This is a genomic window from Burkholderia sp. APQ4-4ca (assembly GCF_057837105.1).
Map to the genome: position 1 here is coordinate 4,266 of NZ_JBYQCG010000183.1, position 17,320 is coordinate 21,585.

Sequence of the window (17,320 nt, forward strand, 5' to 3'; positions counted from 1 at the left end):
CGGCCGCCACGGTGCTGTTGGACAGCATGTCGGTGGCGAGCGCCCAGAACGGGCCCTTGAACGAATACGCGCCGACCAGCACCGCGCAGAGCATGCAGACCGTCGGCAGCAGCGATCCGCTCAGCGACGTCGCGAACAGGCCCACGCCGATCAGCAGCATCGGCACGACCGTATGCCAGCGCCGTTCGCCGACGCGGTCCGAGCGCCGCCCCCAGTACACCATCAGGACGGAGGCCACTGCGTACGGCACCGAGTTCAGCAGGCCGGTCTCCATGACGGTCAGGCCGAACGACTTCAGCAGCTGCGGCTGCCACACGGACAGCGTGCTGCCTGCCGCGGAAGCGCACGTGTCGACGAGCGCGAGGCATAGCACGTAGCGGTTGCGGAACAGTTGCGCGAGCGGCAGCGACGGCACCTTCTTGCGTGTCTTGTGGCCGGCGGCCAGCGTGGCCGAGAGCCATGCGCGCTCGTCGTCGTCGAGCCACCTCGCGTTCTCCGGCTTGTTCGGCAGCATGAACAGGCAGGCGACGCCGAGCAGCACGGTCGGAATGCCTTCGAGGATGAACAGCCAGTGCCATCCACGCAGGCCCCAGACGCCGTCCATCTGCAACAGCAGCGCGGAGACCGGCGAGCCGATGAAGCTCGCGGCCGGAATCGCGACCATGAACGTCGCGACGATTCGCGCACGGTACTGCGTGGGAATCCAGTACGACAGATAAAGCAGCACGCCCGGGAAGAAGCCGGCCTCGGCCGCGCCCAGCAGGAAACGCAGCAAGTAGAACGTCGTCGCGTTGTGCACGAGCGCGGTCGCCGCCGACACGATGCCCCACGTGATCATGATCCGCGCGATCCAGATCCGCGCGCCGTATTTCTGCAGCGCGAGGTTGCTCGGCACTTCGAAGAAGAAGTATGAAATGAAGAACAGGCTGCTGCCGAAACCGAACACCTGCGCCGACATCCCGAGGTCGTGGTTCATCTGCAGCGACGCCATCCCCACGTTGCCCCGGTCGATGAAGGCAAGCAGGTAGCAGATCATCAAAAAGGGAATGAGTCGCCAGACGACCTTTCGTATGGTCCGGCGCTCGATCACGGACGCGTCCATGAAAGCGGTTTGCATGTTGTCTCCGTTTATTGTGCGCCTGAGCGCGTTCCTGTAAACCGTTGCCACGCGATGATCGCCACGACGCCGCACGCGAGCACGGTGGCCATGGCGGCGAAGGTGTGTCGCACGCCGAGCGCCTCCGATGCGCTGCCGACGAGCAGATAACCGAACGGCATCGTGCCGTTGTAGGCCATGCCGTACATCCCGACGAGCCCGCCGCGCACGTGTTCCGGACACTGCCGCTGAATCGTCGCGTTCGTCGACGTGGCCGCGAACGTGAGGCTGAAGCCGAGCGCATAGAACGCGGGAATCGATCCCGCCGCATCGGTCGTCGCGGCCAGCACGGCCAGTGCGCCGACCGCCGTCCAGGGCGCATACGCGATGAACCGGCGCGACGCGCGCGGCCCGAACGCCGACGACAACAGCACCGCCGCGCTCAACGAACCGGCGCCGGCGCACGCGAAGAACACGCCGGTAAAGCGCGCCGCGTCGTGAAAGCCCTGGTCCGCGAGCAGCGGCACGAGCGTCTGGTAGCTGCCGGCGAACAGGCCGATGCACGCGAGAATCGGCAGATAGCGGGCCGAGAACGCATCGGACAGCACATAGCCGACCGCGTCGCGCAGGCCGCTTTCCGCGCGCGACGGGCGGTCCACCGACGCAACCCGGATCGACCGCACGCATGCCGCCATGAAGCACAGCGCGAGCGCATAGATCGCAAACGACGTGCGGGGCCCGAGCGTCGGATAGACGAATCCGGCGATGGTCGGGCCGACCATGCGCCCGACGTTGTAGACCATCGTGTTCATCGCGACCGCGTTGGAGGTGTGCGTCGCATCCTGCAGGCTCGTCAGCAGCAGCACCTGCCGCGCCGGCGTTTCCACCGCGCTCGACACGCCGATCGCCAGCGCGTGCGCGAGGATCAGCTTCACGCCGAGCAGGCCGAGCAGCGACAGCGTGAAGAGGCTGCCCGTCAGCAGCAGCGACGCCGTCAGCACGCATAGCGTCACGCGGCGCGCATTGGCCGAGCCGATGCGGGAGCCCGCCACCGGCGCGACGATCAACTGCGGGCCGTACAGCAGGAAATTGAGCAGCGCGAGGATCGCCGCCGAGCCGGACAGGTGATAGATCAGCAGATTCAGCGTGACGTTCTGCGTCCAGCTGCCGAGCACCGACGCGACCTGCCCGCTCAGATAGCGCCGCAGCGATGCCTCGGTCAGCGCGGGAAACAGCCGGCTCACCCACCCCGCTTGCGTGGCCACGTTCATGACAGCGTCTTCCCGCGCGTTTCGGGCGCGAACAGCACGACCGCGGCCGCGGCGACGAACGCGACGATCGTCGTCGCGAGCCCGAGCACGAAGCCGCCCGACGTCGACGCCAGCGCACCGATGATCAACGGCGCGATGAAGCCGCCGAGCCGGCCGCCGTTGTATGCGAGGCCCATGAAGAAGCCGCGCGATGCCGTGTTGCCAATGATCTCCGCGAGGAACGGGCCGGCACCCGCGAAGATGCCGTTCACGCTGAAGCCGGTCAGGAAGATCGCGGTCATCAGCAGCAACGGATTCGCCGACACGATGTACACGCCGACGGCCAGCGCACCGACCAGCAGGTAGGCCAGGAACATCGGACGCCGGCCGATGGGGTCCACCCATGCCGAGAACAGCAGGAATCCGGTGATCGCGCCGAACTGCAGCGCCAGCACGAACTTCAGGCTATGCACGAAGTCGAGGTGCTTCACCGTGACGAGGAACGTCGGCGTCCACGTGAATACGCCCCAGTACAGGTATTGCAGAAAGAAGATGAAGCAGAACGCGGTAAGCAGGCCGCGCACGTTCAGCTTCTCGCGACTCGCGGTGTCGAGCTTGCGGGCCTGCGACTTCGCTTGCCGGCGTTCGAGCCAGATCGGCGATTCCGGCGTCTTGCGCGCGACCCAGAACAGAATGAAGAATGGCGACGCGCCGATCAGGAACAGCAGACGCCAGCTGTCGCCACCCAACCCGCCATGCGCGGCGCCGACGATGCCCGAGATCGCGATCGCGAGAATCGCGCCGATCGGCAAGCCCATCTGCATCAGCGCGCCGCCCTTGCCGCGCCGGCTCGGGTGCCAGGTTTCCGCGACGAGCGCCGCGCCGGCGGTCCAGGTTCCGCCCATGCCGAGCGCGCCGAAAAAGCGCAACGCGGCGAACGTGTGCGCGTCGGGCGCGAATGCGATCAGGCCGGAAAACAGCGAATAGATGCCGACGCAGAGCAGCGCGGTGCGCACGCGTCCGATCCGGTCCGACACGAAGCCGAACAGAATGCCGCCGACGATCTGTCCGGCCGCCGTGACGCTCGTGAACATGCCGAGCTGCGCCTTGCTCAACCCGAACTGCAGCGCGAGCGTCGGCAGCAGGAGCGACAGCAGGAACGAGTCGTAGCTCTCGAACGTCCAGCCGAGCCCGGCGAGCGACAGCGAACGCCATTCGATACCGGTCATGCGCGTGAGCCCTTTTTCCGCGGCTGCGGCTTCCATCTCCTGCGTCGTCACGGTTGCATTCGTCTTCATGGGTTGTCTCCGGGAAGCGCGATGCGATACGTCGATGCGGCCGTCCGGCTGAACAGCGCGGCCTTTTCATCGGCCGACATCGCGGACGCGAGCCGTTTGAAGGCGTTCCACAGCACGCGATAGCCGAACATCCCCTTGTCAACGGGGAAGTTGCTTTCGAACATGCAGCGATCGACGCCAAAGCATTCGACGCAGGTGTCGAAATACGGCCGCCATGCCGCGGCCAGCTCCTGCGAAGACGGCGGCAGCTCGCGCGCGGCGAAGTCGAAGCCGAACACGGTCATGCCCGCGCCGCCGAGCTTCATGCGCGTGTTCGGCAGCGCGGCGAGACGCGCGAGTGGCCGTTTCCATTGCGCATGGACTTCCGCGCGCCGGCCGGCATGCGGACCCACGCCGAGCGGACCGCCGAAATGGTCGATGACGACGGTGACGTGCTCGCATGCGCGCGCGAGTTCGTACAGGTCGTCGAGCTGCGTGTGATAGACCCACGCATCCAGCGACAGCCCGTAGCGGCCGAGCGTCGTCACGCCCTGCCGGAAAGCCGGGTCCGACATCCGGTCGCGCGGCGGTGTCACCGGGCTCGATCGCACGTCGGGGCTCGCATGCCACGCGAGCGGATTGCGGATCCCGCGCAGTCGCCCGCCGGACACCTGCGCCATCGTGTCGAGCACCGTCTCGAGTTCCGCGCCGAGCGACAGATCGGCGCCGCCGACGATGGCCTCGCAGCACCGCGCGGGACCGTATGCGCCGCTGTCGAACATCGCGGCGATGCCATTCGCGAATTCCACTTCGCCAACCGGCTTGAATGCGTCCGGGCCGCTTGCGCGCAACATCGATCGACACTGCACGTACACCGTCGACACGACCCGATGCCCGCTGCGCACGTCCGCGCCGAACTCGTCCGCGAGATAGCGTCCGGTCTGGCGGTCCCACAGGTGGTGATGGGCGTCGACGATGGCAAGCTCGGGTTCGAGCACCGGCTCGTCGCGCAAGGCAAGCCACGCGGGCCGGACGGGCAGATGGGGCGCATGAACGGTCTGCATCGCGCTCGCCGTCAGAACTTCTGGCGCATGCCGATCACCACGCCCGTCTGGTTGTGATCGGGTGCGACCGTGCCGTAGCCGTTCACGCCGAGCGCGGAGCCGCCCTTGTTGCGCGCGAAACCCGCCGTCGCATAGATGTCGGTGCGCTTCGACAGCAGGTAGTCCGCACTGAGCACGGCAAGCCACGGGTCGGCACTCGTCGAATGCACGTCCTGGTAATAGGCCGTTGCCGTGACCACGAATGCCGGCGACACCGCGTATTGCGCGCCGGCCCAGTACAGGTTCGCCGCGCTGGCGTCGGAACCGTTCGCGACACGGATCGGGTTCGCCGGCAGGAACGCGTTCGACGCCTGAAGATAGCGATAACCGGCGAATCCCTTCACCGGTCCGATCGCATACGACGCGGCGGCCGTCGCACGACGCTCGATGCCCGTGTTGGTCGCGACGGTGTTGCTGTTGCGCTGCTCGTACGACACGCTCGCGGCGAGCGGCCCTTGCGCGAAAGTCAGCGCCCCGCTGAAGAAGCGGCCGGTGAGTTGCGCGCCCGGCACCTCGGCGCCGTACCCGGTGTCGTAGCGGGTGCTGTACATGGCCTGCGCCGTCAGCGGGCCGAACACACCGGTGTACTTCGCCGAATTGTCGATACGCGCGGCGGCCGCGTAATCGACCGACAGCACCGAGTATCGCGACGACGCGCCCATCGGGTCGAAGGCCACGGCCTGTTCGTAGAAGAGCGAGTTCTGGCGGCCGAACGTCAGTTGCTGGCCCCGGTACGCCAGCCCGACCCACGCCTGCCGGCCGAAAATCCGCGACGTCGTGGCGGCATTCGAACCGAGGCCTTTCGTCGACTGCGCGGTCGTGCCGTCATTGATGTTGAAGCCGTTTTCCAGCTGGAAAAGGGCCTTCATGCCGCCGCCGAGATCCTCGACGCCCTTCAGCCCCCAGCGCGAACCGGACAGATTGCCCGACGCTTCGCGCGTCTGCGCGCCGCCGGTGCCCGCGTTGTTGATGTGCTCGATACCGACGTCGGCAATGCCGTACAGCGTGACGCTGCTTTCCGCATGGACGGCGCCGCACCACGAGGTCGCGCTCGCGACGGCGAAGGCGCCGAGCACGAAGCGGGAGGTCGGGCGGGTATTCCGGCTGGCCTGATTCGACAACATGGAGTCTCCAAACTGTTTTTTATGGGTGGGTCCGACGAAGGAAAATTCACGGCTCGCGGGCGACAGGCGCTTCGCCGGCGCCCGAGCCCGGATCGCCGAGCCACGCGATGGTCAGCGCGCCGAGCAGCAGCACACCCGACACGGCGATGAGCGGCGCTGTGAAGCCGCCGGAGAATTGCTTGAGCGCGCCGATCAGCGACGGCCCGACGAAGCCGCCGAGATTGCCGACCGACACGATCAGCGCGAGTCCGCCCGCGGCGGCGCGGCCGGTGAGGAATCCCGACGGAATGGCCCAGTAGGTCGCCTGGAACGCGAGGATCCCGCTCACCGTGACGCACAGTGCGATCAGCTTGAAAACCGGCGCATGAATGAAGGCGCTCGCACACAACGCCGCCGCGGCGAGTGCCAGTGCACCGGCGACATACGGAATGCGGTTGGCCGCGCGATTGGCGACACGCGCCCACCAGAGCATCGCACCGGCGCCGATCGCATACGGAATGGCCGTCAGCCAGCCGACCACCGCGTGTTCGACGCCGAACTGCTTGATGATCTGCGGCATCCACAAGCCGACGCCGAGCGAGCCGACGATCCCGCAGAAGTTGACGAACGCGAGCACGAACACGCGCCAGTTCGTCATCGCGTCGCGCAGCTTGCTGCCGTGCTTCGCGCCGATGTCGCGCTGCTCGAACGCGAGGCGCCTCGCGAGGGACGCCTTCTCTTCGTCACTGAGCCACGCGGCTTTCTCGGGACGGTCGGCCAGCACGAACAGGCACGCGATGCCGAGGATCACCGCCGGTACGCCTTCGATCAGCAGCAGCCACTGCCAGCTGCGCAGCCCGTGCAGGCCGCCGAGTTCGAGTAGCGCACCGGAAATCGGCGAGCCGATCATGTTCGCGACGGGGATGCCGACGAGGAAGGCGGCCGTCACCTTCGCGCGCCACTTGCCGGGAAACCAGTGCGTGAAATACAGGTAGATGCCGGGCGTGAATCCCGCCTCGGCGAGCCCGAGCAGAAAGCGCGCGGCCGCAAAGCTCTTCGGTCCGACGACGAACGCCGTCGCCATCGAGAACAGGCCCCACGTGATCATGATTCTCGCTATCCACACGCGCGCCCCGACCTTCTGCATGATCAGGTTGCTCGGAATCTCGAACAGGAAATAGCCGATGAAGAACAGGCCGGCACCGAAACCGAACTGCTCGGCCGTGAGACCGAGATCCTGGTTCATCGTGAGCGCGGCAAAACCGACGTTGGTCCTGTCGAGATAGCTGATCACGTAGCAGACGAAGACGAACGGCAGAATGCGCCGGAACGCCTTCGCGAGCGTGCGCTCGCTGGCCGCGTAATCGTCGCCGGCCAGGCGCTCCGCGGATGGCGCGTCGGCGCGCGGGGCGTCGTCGCCGGCATGCAGCGCGTGCGAAACGGTCATGCTTGTCTCCTTCGTCGCGCGGCTGGCGGCGCGATCTTTCGGCATACGGGCGAGAAGCCGACGCGCGGCTTCCCGGCTCTTGGGTCTCAGCCCTGCTTCGCGGCCTGCTTCGGCAGCGGGCCGGCAATACTCATGTCCGCTTTCAGCACGGAACCGGACGTCGATTCGGTGATGAAGAGCGTCTTCATGTCCGGGCCGCCGAAGCACACGCTCGTGAGCGACGCTCCTTTCGGCCCGGTCAGGATCTCGACGGGCTCCGCGCAGTGGTTGAGCACCCACACGCGGCCGAGCCCCGGATTCGCGACGAACAGGCGGCCTTCGAGATCGACGGTGAGGCCGTCGGGGCCGCTCGGTCCGTGGGACGTGAAGAACGGGCTGACCTTGGTGACCGATCCGTCGGCCTGCAGCGGCATGCGCCACACGGCATTGCCGCGCGTCATCGCGACGAACAGCACTTTCTCGTCGCGCGACAGGACGAGCCCGTTCGGGCTCGGGCAGGTGCCGAGCAGCATGTCGAGCTTGCCGTCCGGCGACAGCCGATACACGCGGCCCGTCGGATCGTGCAGCCCGGTCTGCCCTTGATCGGTGAAATAAAGGTTGCCGGCCGAGTCGAACGTCAGGTCGTTCACGCCCTTGAAGCGCTCGGTGTTGCGGCGCTCGAGATACGGGCGAATTTCACCGCGCTCGATATCGAGCAGCATCAGGCCGTTCCGGTAGTCGGTGATGATCAGGTGCGATGCGTCGAAGCGCTTCATCCCGTTGGGCTCGCCGTCGTATTCGACGACGAGATCCCAGTCGCCCGACGGCGAAATGCGGAAGATGCGCCCGTGCGGAATGTCGGTGACGAACAGATAGCCGTCCGGATCCCACACCGGCCCTTCGAGAAAGGAATCCGTGACCATGCCGCCGCGATTCGCGCGCGCCCATTCCGTGCGAACGTCCGGCTTGCGAAACTTCTCCGGCATGCGCGTGAACACGTCGGCTTCGCGCACGTCGGGACTCGTCAGATAAAACATGCGTACCTCGATGTTCGGGATTCAAGCCGCGCTGTGCGCGCGTTCGTCCAGCACCGCGAGAACGTTGGCGGCCGCGCCCTTGCCCATGTTCACGTACGCGGCATCGCTCACGCCGCCGATATGCGGAGACAGAATCACGTTGGGGATTTGCTGGAACGGGTGCGGCACCGTCATCGGCTCGACGTCGAAGCTGTCGAGCCCGGCCGCGCGCAAGTGGCCGCTCGCCAGCGCGTCGGCAAGCGCGGCTTCGTCGATCAGGCCGCCGCGTGCGGTATTGACGACAATCGCCCCGCGCTTGAAACGCGCGAGCGTGTCGCGGTCGAGCATGCGGCGGTTGTCGGCCGTCAACGGACAATGTAGCGACACGACGTCCGATTCCGCGTACAGCGTGTCGAGCGATACCAGCGTCACGCCGGCCGGCGCTTCCTTCGCGAACGGATCGAACGCGAGTACCTTCATGCCGAACGCCGCGCCGATCGCGGCCACGCGCCGGCCGATCGCGCCGAGGCCGACGAGGCCGAGCGTGCGCCCGTCGAGTTCGACGGACTTGTGCGTCGACTTGTCCCAATGGCCTTCACGCATGCGGATATCGAGCTGCGGAACCGACTTCGCACACGCGAGCAGCAGCGCCCACGCGTGCTCGGCGACGGCGGCCGCATTCGCGCCGACCGCGGCGCGCACCGCGATGCCGCGCGCGGCGGCGGCGGCCTGATCGATCACGTCGATGCCGCTGCCGTGCTTCGAAATCACCTGCAGGTTTTCGGCGGCGTCCATGATGCGGGCGTTGACCTTGCCGTACCGGACGATGATCGCGACCGGCTTGTGCCGAGTGCAGAGCGCCATGATGTCGTCCTCGGTCGGTTGCTTGCCGGCGAACACGACGTCGAACTGCGCAAGCATCTCGAGCGCTTGCGGCGCCAGGTCGGCGGCGGTCACGAGGACCACGGGCTTGTGCGAAGCGATCTGCATCACAGTGCCTCGCCTTCGGCCAGCATGCCGGCTGCGCGCAGTTCCTTCTCGATCCAGCCCGGACGAAGGTCGCCCTTGTGGATCGCCGCGATACGCGCGGTTTCGAAGTCGAGCTTTTTCTGCGCGAGATCGACGATGCGCGCGACGTCGGTGCGCGCAATGACGACGACGCCGTCGGCGTCGCCGACCACCAGGTCGCCCGGATTGACCGCCGTGCCGCCCAGCGAGATCGGCGCATTCACGCGCCCCGCGACGCTTTTGGTCGGGCCGCACGGATTGAGGCCGGCCGCGAAGATCGGGTAGTCGCCGTTGGCCAGTTCGTGCGCGTCGCGCACCGCGCCGTCGATGACGATGCCGGCGATGCCGCTCGCCTTCGCCTGCGCCGCCATGATTTCGCCGAGCAGCGCGCACGAGATGTCGCCCTTGCCGTCGACCACGACGACGTCGCCCGGCTTCGCGACGGCGAGCGCCGCATGGATCGCCAGGTTGTCGCCGGCGCGAACTTCGACCGTGACCGCCGGGCCGGCGACCTTCATCTTCGGCGACAACGGCCGCACGCGGCCATGCACCGTGCCGCGGCGGCCCGCGACGTCGGCCAGGATCGCGGCCTGGTAGCGCGCGGCCGCCTGAACGAGTTCCGGCGAAACGCGTTCGATGTCGCGATTGATCGAAGAAGTGCCGGCGGATGTCTTGCTCATGATTCGACCTCGGGTTGTGTGTTGTACTCTGTACAACACTGGTGTACATGGTGAAATCACTATAGCCAAGCGATGCGCGTCATGGCACTGGCGTTTACCCTTTTACGTGGTAAACCAGCGTTTTACTCTGTACAATTGCGGGTAAATGACGACGGGAGAAAAGGAATGGGAAACGACGGGGTCGTTGCCGTGGAAAAGGCGCTTTCGTTGCTGGACTGCTTCAAGCCCGGTGCCGAATCGCAATCGCTCGCGATGCTGTCGCAGGCGTCCGGCATGCACAAGACGACGGTCTATCGGCTGATGAACTCGCTGGAGCGAATGGGCTATGTCGTGCGCGCGCAATCCGGCAATTATTCGCTCGGACATCGCGTGCTGTACCTCGGCAAGCTGTACGAGCAGTCGTTCCACCTGTCCACGGTGGTCGAACCGGCGCTGCATGCGCTGGCCGCGCTGACGAAAGAAAGCGCATCCTACTACGTGCACGACAACGGGCAGCGGCTTTGCCTGTTTCGGGTCGAACCGTCCGAAGGCTTGCGTGAAACGCGGCTCGCGGGGACGATGCTGCCGCTCGACGACACGGCCATCAGCCAGGTGATCCGTTTCTGGGGGCTTGGCGAACCGATCTACGACAAGCCGCCCGCACTGCCCCTCTTCACCGCGGGTGCACGCGACGTGCACACGGCGGCGTTCGCGGTGCCGATCTTCGGTGCCGGCGACAAGTTCATGGCGGCGCTGACGCTCTCCGGCCCTGCCTCCCGCCTCAGCGTCGCGCACGCGTCGGGCGAGCTGGATCGACCGCAACTGGATGCGGCCGCCGATCTGTCCCGGAAGCTGGGGGCGAGTGTCGCGCTCTGCGAGAACGTCTACGGCACCTGATTGCCGCTTCGGCGAAGGCAGGGTTCAACTCGGCGAGCCGTTCGTCGCCCGCATGACGCGTACGGGCGTTCCTTACGCATGCGTCGAGCGCGGCCGGTCGGTCGTCCGCACAACCGCATGGCCGGCGGACATCGACCGTGACTCGAAGTCCTCGCCGCGCGATTCGCGCGACGCGATCACCGCGACGAACGCGGGGAGCGCCATCAGCATCGCGTAACCCGCGACGAAGATCGCCGAGCCCGCATAGCTGACGAGCAGCGTGCCGACGATCGGGGCGATCGACCCGCCGAGCACCGATGCGAGCCGATAGCGGGTCGACAGGGCGGTAAAGCGCACCCGCGTCGGAAACAGTTCGGCCATGTACGCGGCCATCGGTCCGAGAATGATGCCGTGGCAGGCCACGCACGCGATCAGCGCGAGTTGCGGATGCGCATAATCGCTGCCCGGCGACAACGTGAACAACGAACAACCGGCGACCGCCGCTCCGAGCAAGCCGGCGATCAGCACCGGGCGCCGTCCGACCCGGTCCGACACGTGCGCGGCGAATTGCGCAATGACGCAGTGTCGGAAGCCGGCCTCGATCCGCCGCGCCGTTACGCCACGGCCGGAAAATCGAGCGTCGTATCGTTCACGCGATTGACGAGGTTCGTGAACGTGATCGATGCGATGGCCAGATTGATCTCGATGAGCTGGCGTTCCGTATAGCCAGCCGCGCGCACCGCATCGACGGCCGCAACGGGAACCGTGCCGCGCGTGCCGACGAGCGTACGGACATACGCGACCAACGCGTCGCGCGCGGCGTCGCCGGTGGCCGCGCCCGCGCGCACCTGCTTCATCTGATCGCTCGTCAGGCCCGCCAGCTTGCCCATCAGCGTGTGAGCGGCGACGCAGTAATCACACCCCGCGTATTCGCTGACCGCCAGCTTGATCACTTCGATATCGGCCTTGCCGAGCGTGCTCGCCGCGACCGCGGCATCGAACGCCAGCACCGCGCCGAGCGCTTCGGGGCTTTGCGTGCCGACGGTTGCGTATGCGTTGGGCACCTTGCCGACAGCCTTCTTGATCTTCGCGAACACTTCGGCGGCCGCGCCGGTTGCCTCTTCAGGGCGAATGGTGCTGAGACGGGACATGATCGACTCCTTGCTTCGTGGTTGAACGGTTAGCCATGTCGTATGGCATGGGAGTCAGTGTAGGGATGCGCGACGATTTCTTTAATGCCATACTGCCGCAACTTCATGCTCAAACGTCTCATATGGAAATGCTCGACCGATTGCTGTCGATGATGCCGGTCACCGGGCGGCTTGACGTGCGGTGCCACTTCGGCGCGCCGTGGCGCATCGACCATCCCGAGTCGAGCGAGTGGGAACTCCCCTATCACATCCTGTTGCGCGGCGAGGCTGTCGTCGAGTGCGAGACGGGCGGAGAAGACGAACCGACGCTCCGGATGAAGGCGGGCGACATCGTGGTGTTTCCGTCCGGCAGCGCCCATCGGCTGCACGACGGCAGCGGCGAGGCGCCGCGCGCGGCGCGCGAGCGGCACGGGAACGGCCTGACCGTTGCGACGAACGGCAGCGCCGATGCGAACACCGACGTGCTGTGCGGGCGCTTCGTGCTGCCTGCCGTCCCGCAGCAGTTGCTGCGCGACCATCTGCCGCGACGTCTGATCGTGAGCAGCGTAACCGCGGTCGATGGACAGACGCGCGACGCCGCGTTTGCAGCCACGCGACTCGCGCGGGTCATCGAATTGATGCGCGAGGAAGTACTGGAGCAACGCGCCGGCAGTGCCGCGGTCGTGGATCATCTGTCCGGCGCGCTGTTCGCGTTGACCCTGCGCAGTGCGTCCGAGGCAGGCCACGCGCCGCGCGGGCTGCTTGCACTGGCACAACGTCATCGGCTGCAGCCGGCGCTCGCAGCCATGTTCGACGAGCCCGAAAAACCCTGGACGCTGGCACAGCTGGCCGAGCGCTGCCACATGTCGCGCGCGACGTTCGCACGCCACTTCGACGAGGCGATCAGCCGCTCGGCAAGCGACGTCCTGACGGAAATCCGCATGGCGCTGGCCGGGCGCAAGCTGGCGCAAACGACGATGTCCGTCGCCGAGATCGGCGAATCGGTCGGCTATCGATCCGAGGCCGCGTTCCAACGGGTGTTCAAACGGCAGGTAGGCATGACGCCGGCGAAGTGGCGCATGCGATCGTCGCGAATCGCGGAGCCGGAAGTGCGTTCATCCTGACGCACGATGCTTGCGCCGCGTTCGCCCGTCGACTCCGTCCGGGACCGACGTTCGCGCGATCGCCTGCATGCGGACCGGATTCGCGATGTTGCCGCATGCATCGCGGCCGGCCCACGACCGCGCATCCGTCGACGATGCATGTTGCCTGCACGAACAACGATCGTCCCCCGCACCGGCCCCACAGGCGGAACGGGTTCGAAACTTTGCTATGCTGGCCGCCGCCATGCGGCGACATGGATGCGCACGATGCGCGCAAGGCCACGTTCACTTCACCCGGATATCTTTCATACATGGACAGGCTCCAGGCCATGACCACCTTCGTCACGGTGGTCGAGACGGAAGGATTCGCATCGGCGGCGCGCAAGCTGAACGTATCGCCGTCGGTGATCAGCCGCGTGATGACGGAACTCGAGGAATATCTCGGCGTGCGGCTGTTAACGCGGACGACGCGTGTGGTCCGCATCACCGATGCGGGCGCGTCGTTTTACGAAGACTGCCGGCGCATTCTGGCGGACATCGACGCGGCCGAGCTTTCCGCCACCGGCACCGGCAATGCGCCACGCGGCCAGCTCACCGTCACGGCGCCCGTGCTGTTCGGCAAGAGCTACGTGACGCCGATCGCGCTCGAGTATCTGGAGCAGCATCCTTTCGTCAATCTCAACTGCTGGTTTCTGGACCGTGTCGTGAATCTCGTCGATGAAGGCGCCGACGTGGCCGTGCGCATCGGCGAGCTGCCGAACTCGTCGCTGCAGGCGATCTCGGTGGGCAAGGTACGCCGCGTGCTGTGCGCGTCTCCCGCTTATCTGGACGCGCACAGCACGCCGCGGCATCCGGACGATCTCGCGGCTCACGTCACGATTCAGGCGACGGGCATCACGCCGGCGCCCGAATGGCGCTTCCGCGCGCGGGACAAGACGCTCGCCGTCCCTATCCAGCCACGCCTGCTGACCACGACGAACGATTCCGCGATCGCCGCGGCAACGGCCGGTCTCGGGATCGTGCGCCTGCTGTCCTATCAGGTGGTCGACGAACTCGCGCAAGGCGCGCTGCGCGTGCTGCTGGCCGAGCACGAACTTGCCCCGCTTCCGGTTCACGTCGTGCATCGCGAGGGCAGGCACGCGAACCGGAAAGCGCGCGCGTTCATCGATCTCTGCGTCGAAAAGCTGAGAGCCCAGGCGCCGATGTGGTCTGCATAGCAGGCACCGGCGAGTCGGCGCGGCGCGCGCGCGACGGAACCGTCCCGACCGGCACGCGTATCAGGCATCGCGTTCGGTAGGCAGGCAAGCCGCTCCTACAGGCCGAGATCGCTCAGGCCGGGATGATCGTCGGGCCTGCGCCCGAGCGGCCAGAAGAACTTCCGGTCGGCCTCGGCGATCGGCAGATCGTTGATGCACGCATGGCGGTGATGCATGAGGCCATCGTCACCGAATTCCCAGTTCTCGTTGCCGTACGACCGATACCAGTTCTGCGCGTCGTCGCGCCACTCGTAGGCGAAGCGCACGGCGATCCGGTTGCCGCCGTATGCCCACAACTCCTTGATGAGCCGGTAGTCGAGTTCGCGCTGCCACTTGCGTGCGAGCAGCGCGACGATCGCCGGACGGCCGGTCGCGAATTCGGCGCGGTTGCGCCACACGCTGTCGACGCTGTACGCGAGCGAAACCTGCTCCGGATTGCGCGTGTTCCACCCGTCTTCGGCGAGCCGCACTTTTTCGATCGCCGTCTCCAGCGAGAACGGCGGAAGCGGCGGGCGAACAACGTTGACGTCTTTCATGATCGAACTCCTTTCGTTGGGAATCGTCGCCGGGCGACGAGGGTTCTGAATTACACGTCGAGCAGCAGACGGTCGCCGCCGCCCGATTCGCGATGCGCGGGCACCGCGCAGCAGATCAGCGCTTCGTCGTCCGCTACCTTGAATTCCGGCGCGACCGCATATGTCACCGCGCCTTCGACGATCCGGGTGCGGCAGGTGCCGCAACTGCCTCCGCGGCAGCCGTATTCGGGCGTCAGGCCGCGCGCCTCGGCCAGGTCCAGCAGCGAGCCGCTGCCCGGTTGCCAGCGCGCTTCCTTGCCCGACTTGACGAACGCGACGGGTGTCGGCGTATCCGCCGGCGCACGCAGCGGGGTACTCGCGCCCGCATCGGTTCGACGCCTGAGCCCGGAAGGGCCGAACGACTCCGCGTGGATTCGGTGGTCCGCCACGTTCAGGTCGCGGAGCCCGTCATAGACCGCTTGCATGAAGCCCGACGGTCCGCACAGATAGAAGTCGTAGTCGTCGAACGGCAGCGTGGCGCGCAGCAGGTTCGCATCGATGCGGCCCGCGACGTCGAACTCGTCGCCTTCGCGCGCGCCGGTCGCATCCGACAGGACGCGCACCACGTTCACCGCGCCGTTCGCGGCCGACGCGAGCTGGCCGATCTCGTCGCCGAACGCGCGCTCCTTCACGGAGCGTGCGGCGTGAAAGAACCAGGTCTTGCGCGTGCCGCGCTTGCGCGCGCCTTCGTAGACGATGTGACGCAACATCGCCAGCATCGGCGTCACCCCGACACCGGCCGCCAGCAACACGGCAGGCCGGCGCTCGAGCGCATCGATCGTGAATTGCCCGGCGGGTGCCCGGACGTCGATGCGGTCGCCGACCCGCACCCCGTCATGCAGATGCGACGACACGCGCCCTTCCCGCTTGACGCTGATGCGATACACGCGGTCCGACGGCGCGCTCGACAACGTATAGGTGCGGATGAGCGGATCGCCGCCTTCCGACAGGTGCACGCGAATCGGCACGTGCTGACCCGCCAGGTGCGGCACCAATCCGGCGCCGTCCTCGGGTTCGAGCTGGAACGAGCGAATCAGCGTGCTCTCGTCGGTGATTTTCGCGACCCTGAACGGACGCCACGCCCGTGCCAGTTCGGCGGCGCTCAAGCGACTCGCGGCCTCGTCCCAGCTCCCTGTCATCAGCGAGTTGGGCGACCAGCCTTCCGCCCGGAACGTCCAGCGCAACGGCAATGCGCCGGCACGATAAACGACGCGGCGCGGCTTGAAGCGCCACAGTCGCTCCGCGCCCTGAAAGGCGGCGATCTCCGGCGAATCGAGGTCGACTTCGGCTTCGCCGGTCATCTGCAACACGTCGCCGGTTTCGAAGTCGGCGAACACGATGCCCGCGCGCGGATTGACCAGGAAGTTGCCGAGCGTCGCGAAAAACAGGTTGCCGGCAAAATCCGGGATCGTCAGCACGCCGTCGTCGCCGATGCGCACGAACCCCGCCTTGCCGCCGCGATGCGAAACGTCGACCTGGCGCTCGGCGCCGTCGCCGACGTAGGACGCCACGAACAGCGTGTCGGCAGCCGCGATGATCGCGCGGGCGCGATCGTCGAGACGATCGCTTTCCTCCGGTGCGATCGCGGAGAACGTATCGGGTTCGCGTACGAACGCGAAATCGCGCAACTGGATGTATTGCGGGCAGTTGCCGAAGCTCTGCACGACGTCGAGATCGAATGCGCGCGTCTCGCCGCGACGGATCATGCCGTTCAGGCGATTGCGACGCCGCGTATGCAGTTCGATGCCGAGCAGGCCGATCGCCGCGCCGTCGCGCGTGCCGCCGGCAGCCGGATCGTTCGGATCGAATACGGTGTCGATGCGCAGGCGTTTGTCGTTCGGCGACTGCATGAAGCCGGGCTGGCCGAATGCGAACGTCGCCCACGCATCGCCGTCGTCGGCCACCGCACCGACGACGACGAAAGGCAACTGCGCGAAGAACGCGCGATGTTGGTCGGGCATGTGGTTCCTGACGAAGCGTCGTCCCACGCTGTCCATCTTCTGCATCACGCCTGTCTTTTCCTGCAGCTCGAGTTCGCCCCGATGCCACGGCGAGTTCGCTTCATTCGATACCGTGCTCACGATGTGTCTCCTCGACGGAATCCGCACATGACGCATTCGGCGCGCCTTGACGCGTCGGCGTCGCCCTCCGTCACCGCACGGGCAACGGGCCGACCTCGGTCACGCAGCGGCCGCGAGCCCGACCGGCATCTTCACGAACTCGACGAAGCCCGGCAACGCTTCGATGCGGCGCAGCCACGCCGCGACGTTCGAATAGCCGGACAGGTCCACAGTGCCTTCGGGCGCGCGCGCAACGTAGCCATACAACGCGACGTCGGCGATGGTCGGCTTCGGCCCGACGATGAAGTCGCGCCCCGCGAGTTCGGCGTCGATGAGCGCGAGGATGCGATGCGCACGGGCGATCACTTCGTCGGCGTTGAAC

The 17,320-nt window shown here is 66.7% G+C and carries 17 protein-coding genes; 3 read left to right on the forward strand and 14 right to left on the reverse strand.

Annotated elements, in window-relative coordinates; all coding sequences use genetic code 11:
* The 9 genes from AC3IFE_RS20605 to AC3IFE_RS20645 all read right to left on the reverse strand — a co-directional run.
* On the reverse strand, nt 1-1,117 hold a 1,117-nt coding region (locus AC3IFE_RS20605), incomplete at its 3' end, for an MFS transporter (protein ID WP_489191766.1).
* A gap of 11 nt (nt 1,118-1,128) precedes the next feature.
* Nucleotides 1,129-2,367: an MFS transporter gene (locus AC3IFE_RS20610; protein WP_489191767.1), complete on the reverse strand. Its 1,239-nt coding sequence runs from the start codon at nt 2,365-2,367 to the stop codon at nt 1,129-1,131.
* On the reverse strand, nt 2,364-3,644 hold the full coding sequence (locus AC3IFE_RS20615; protein WP_489191768.1) for an MFS transporter: 1,281 nt from the start codon (nt 3,642-3,644) through the stop codon (nt 2,364-2,366). Before AC3IFE_RS20615 ends, AC3IFE_RS20610 begins: the two co-directional genes overlap by 4 nt.
* Nucleotides 3,641-4,687 carry an amidohydrolase family protein gene (locus AC3IFE_RS20620; protein WP_489191769.1) on the reverse strand — a complete coding sequence of 349 codons (1,047 nt, stop codon included), beginning with the start codon at nt 4,685-4,687 and terminating at the stop codon, nt 3,641-3,643. The genes AC3IFE_RS20615 and AC3IFE_RS20620 overlap by 4 nt, the downstream gene beginning before the upstream one ends.
* A gap of 11 nt (nt 4,688-4,698) precedes the next feature.
* Nucleotides 4,699-5,850: a porin gene (locus tag AC3IFE_RS20625; RefSeq protein ID WP_489191770.1), complete on the reverse strand. Its 1,152-nt coding sequence runs from the start codon at nt 5,848-5,850 to the stop codon at nt 4,699-4,701.
* 46 nt (nt 5,851-5,896) lie between these two features.
* Nucleotides 5,897-7,276 carry an MFS transporter gene (locus AC3IFE_RS20630; RefSeq protein ID WP_489191771.1) on the reverse strand — a complete coding sequence of 460 codons (1,380 nt, stop codon included), beginning with the start codon at nt 7,274-7,276 and terminating at the stop codon, nt 5,897-5,899.
* 86 nt (nt 7,277-7,362) lie between these two features.
* Nucleotides 7,363-8,292, reverse strand: coding sequence for an SMP-30/gluconolactonase/LRE family protein (locus AC3IFE_RS20635; RefSeq protein WP_089470710.1), 930 nt, complete (start codon nt 8,290-8,292; stop codon nt 7,363-7,365).
* Nucleotides 8,293-8,313: 21 nt separating this feature from the next.
* Complete coding sequence (locus tag AC3IFE_RS20640) at nt 8,314-9,261, reverse strand: NAD(P)-dependent oxidoreductase (RefSeq protein WP_489191772.1); 948 nt, start codon at nt 9,259-9,261, stop codon at nt 8,314-8,316.
* Nucleotides 9,261-9,959 carry an RraA family protein gene (locus tag AC3IFE_RS20645; RefSeq protein ID WP_089470712.1) on the reverse strand — a complete coding sequence of 233 codons (699 nt, stop codon included), beginning with the start codon at nt 9,957-9,959 and terminating at the stop codon, nt 9,261-9,263. The genes AC3IFE_RS20640 and AC3IFE_RS20645 overlap by 1 nt, the downstream gene beginning before the upstream one ends.
* A gap of 165 nt (nt 9,960-10,124) precedes the next feature.
* On the opposite strand from AC3IFE_RS20645, the gene AC3IFE_RS20650 reads away from it, so the two are divergent.
* Nucleotides 10,125-10,835, forward strand: coding sequence for an IclR family transcriptional regulator (locus AC3IFE_RS20650; protein WP_489191798.1), 711 nt, complete (start codon nt 10,125-10,127; stop codon nt 10,833-10,835).
* A gap of 72 nt (nt 10,836-10,907) precedes the next feature.
* Here the strand turns inward: AC3IFE_RS20650 and AC3IFE_RS20655 are convergent, their stop codons facing one another.
* Entirely contained in the window at nt 10,908-11,498 is a 591-nt protein-coding gene (locus AC3IFE_RS20655; protein ID WP_489191799.1) for an MFS transporter, read from the reverse strand.
* The gene (locus AC3IFE_RS20660) at nt 11,429-11,965 is read right to left on the reverse strand and encodes a carboxymuconolactone decarboxylase family protein (protein WP_489191773.1); all 537 of its coding nucleotides are present in this window, start codon (nt 11,963-11,965) and stop codon (nt 11,429-11,431) included. The genes AC3IFE_RS20655 and AC3IFE_RS20660 overlap by 70 nt, the downstream gene beginning before the upstream one ends.
* Nucleotides 11,966-12,030: 65 nt before the next feature.
* On the opposite strand from AC3IFE_RS20660, the gene AC3IFE_RS20665 reads away from it, so the two are divergent.
* Nucleotides 12,031-13,068: a cupin domain-containing protein gene (locus AC3IFE_RS20665; protein WP_301737286.1), complete on the forward strand. Its 1,038-nt coding sequence runs from the start codon at nt 12,031-12,033 to the stop codon at nt 13,066-13,068.
* Nucleotides 13,069-13,358: 290 nt separating this feature from the next.
* The gene (locus AC3IFE_RS20670; RefSeq protein ID WP_301737287.1) at nt 13,359-14,264 is read left to right on the forward strand and encodes a LysR family transcriptional regulator; all 906 of its coding nucleotides are present in this window, start codon (nt 13,359-13,361) and stop codon (nt 14,262-14,264) included.
* 95 nt (nt 14,265-14,359) lie between these two features.
* On the opposite strand, the gene AC3IFE_RS20675 is transcribed toward AC3IFE_RS20670, so the two are convergent.
* From AC3IFE_RS20675 to AC3IFE_RS20685, 3 genes are all read right to left on the reverse strand, one after another.
* Nucleotides 14,360-14,839 carry a nuclear transport factor 2 family protein gene (locus tag AC3IFE_RS20675; protein ID WP_301737288.1) on the reverse strand — a complete coding sequence of 160 codons (480 nt, stop codon included), beginning with the start codon at nt 14,837-14,839 and terminating at the stop codon, nt 14,360-14,362.
* A 50-nt stretch (nt 14,840-14,889) separates the two neighbouring features.
* Complete coding sequence (locus tag AC3IFE_RS20680) at nt 14,890-16,959, reverse strand: 2Fe-2S iron-sulfur cluster-binding protein (RefSeq protein ID WP_489191774.1); 2,070 nt, start codon at nt 16,957-16,959, stop codon at nt 14,890-14,892.
* 99 nt (nt 16,960-17,058) lie between these two features.
* A partial coding sequence (locus tag AC3IFE_RS20685; protein WP_489191775.1) for a glutathione S-transferase C-terminal domain-containing protein occupies nt 17,059-17,320 on the reverse strand: 262 nt, incomplete at its 5' end.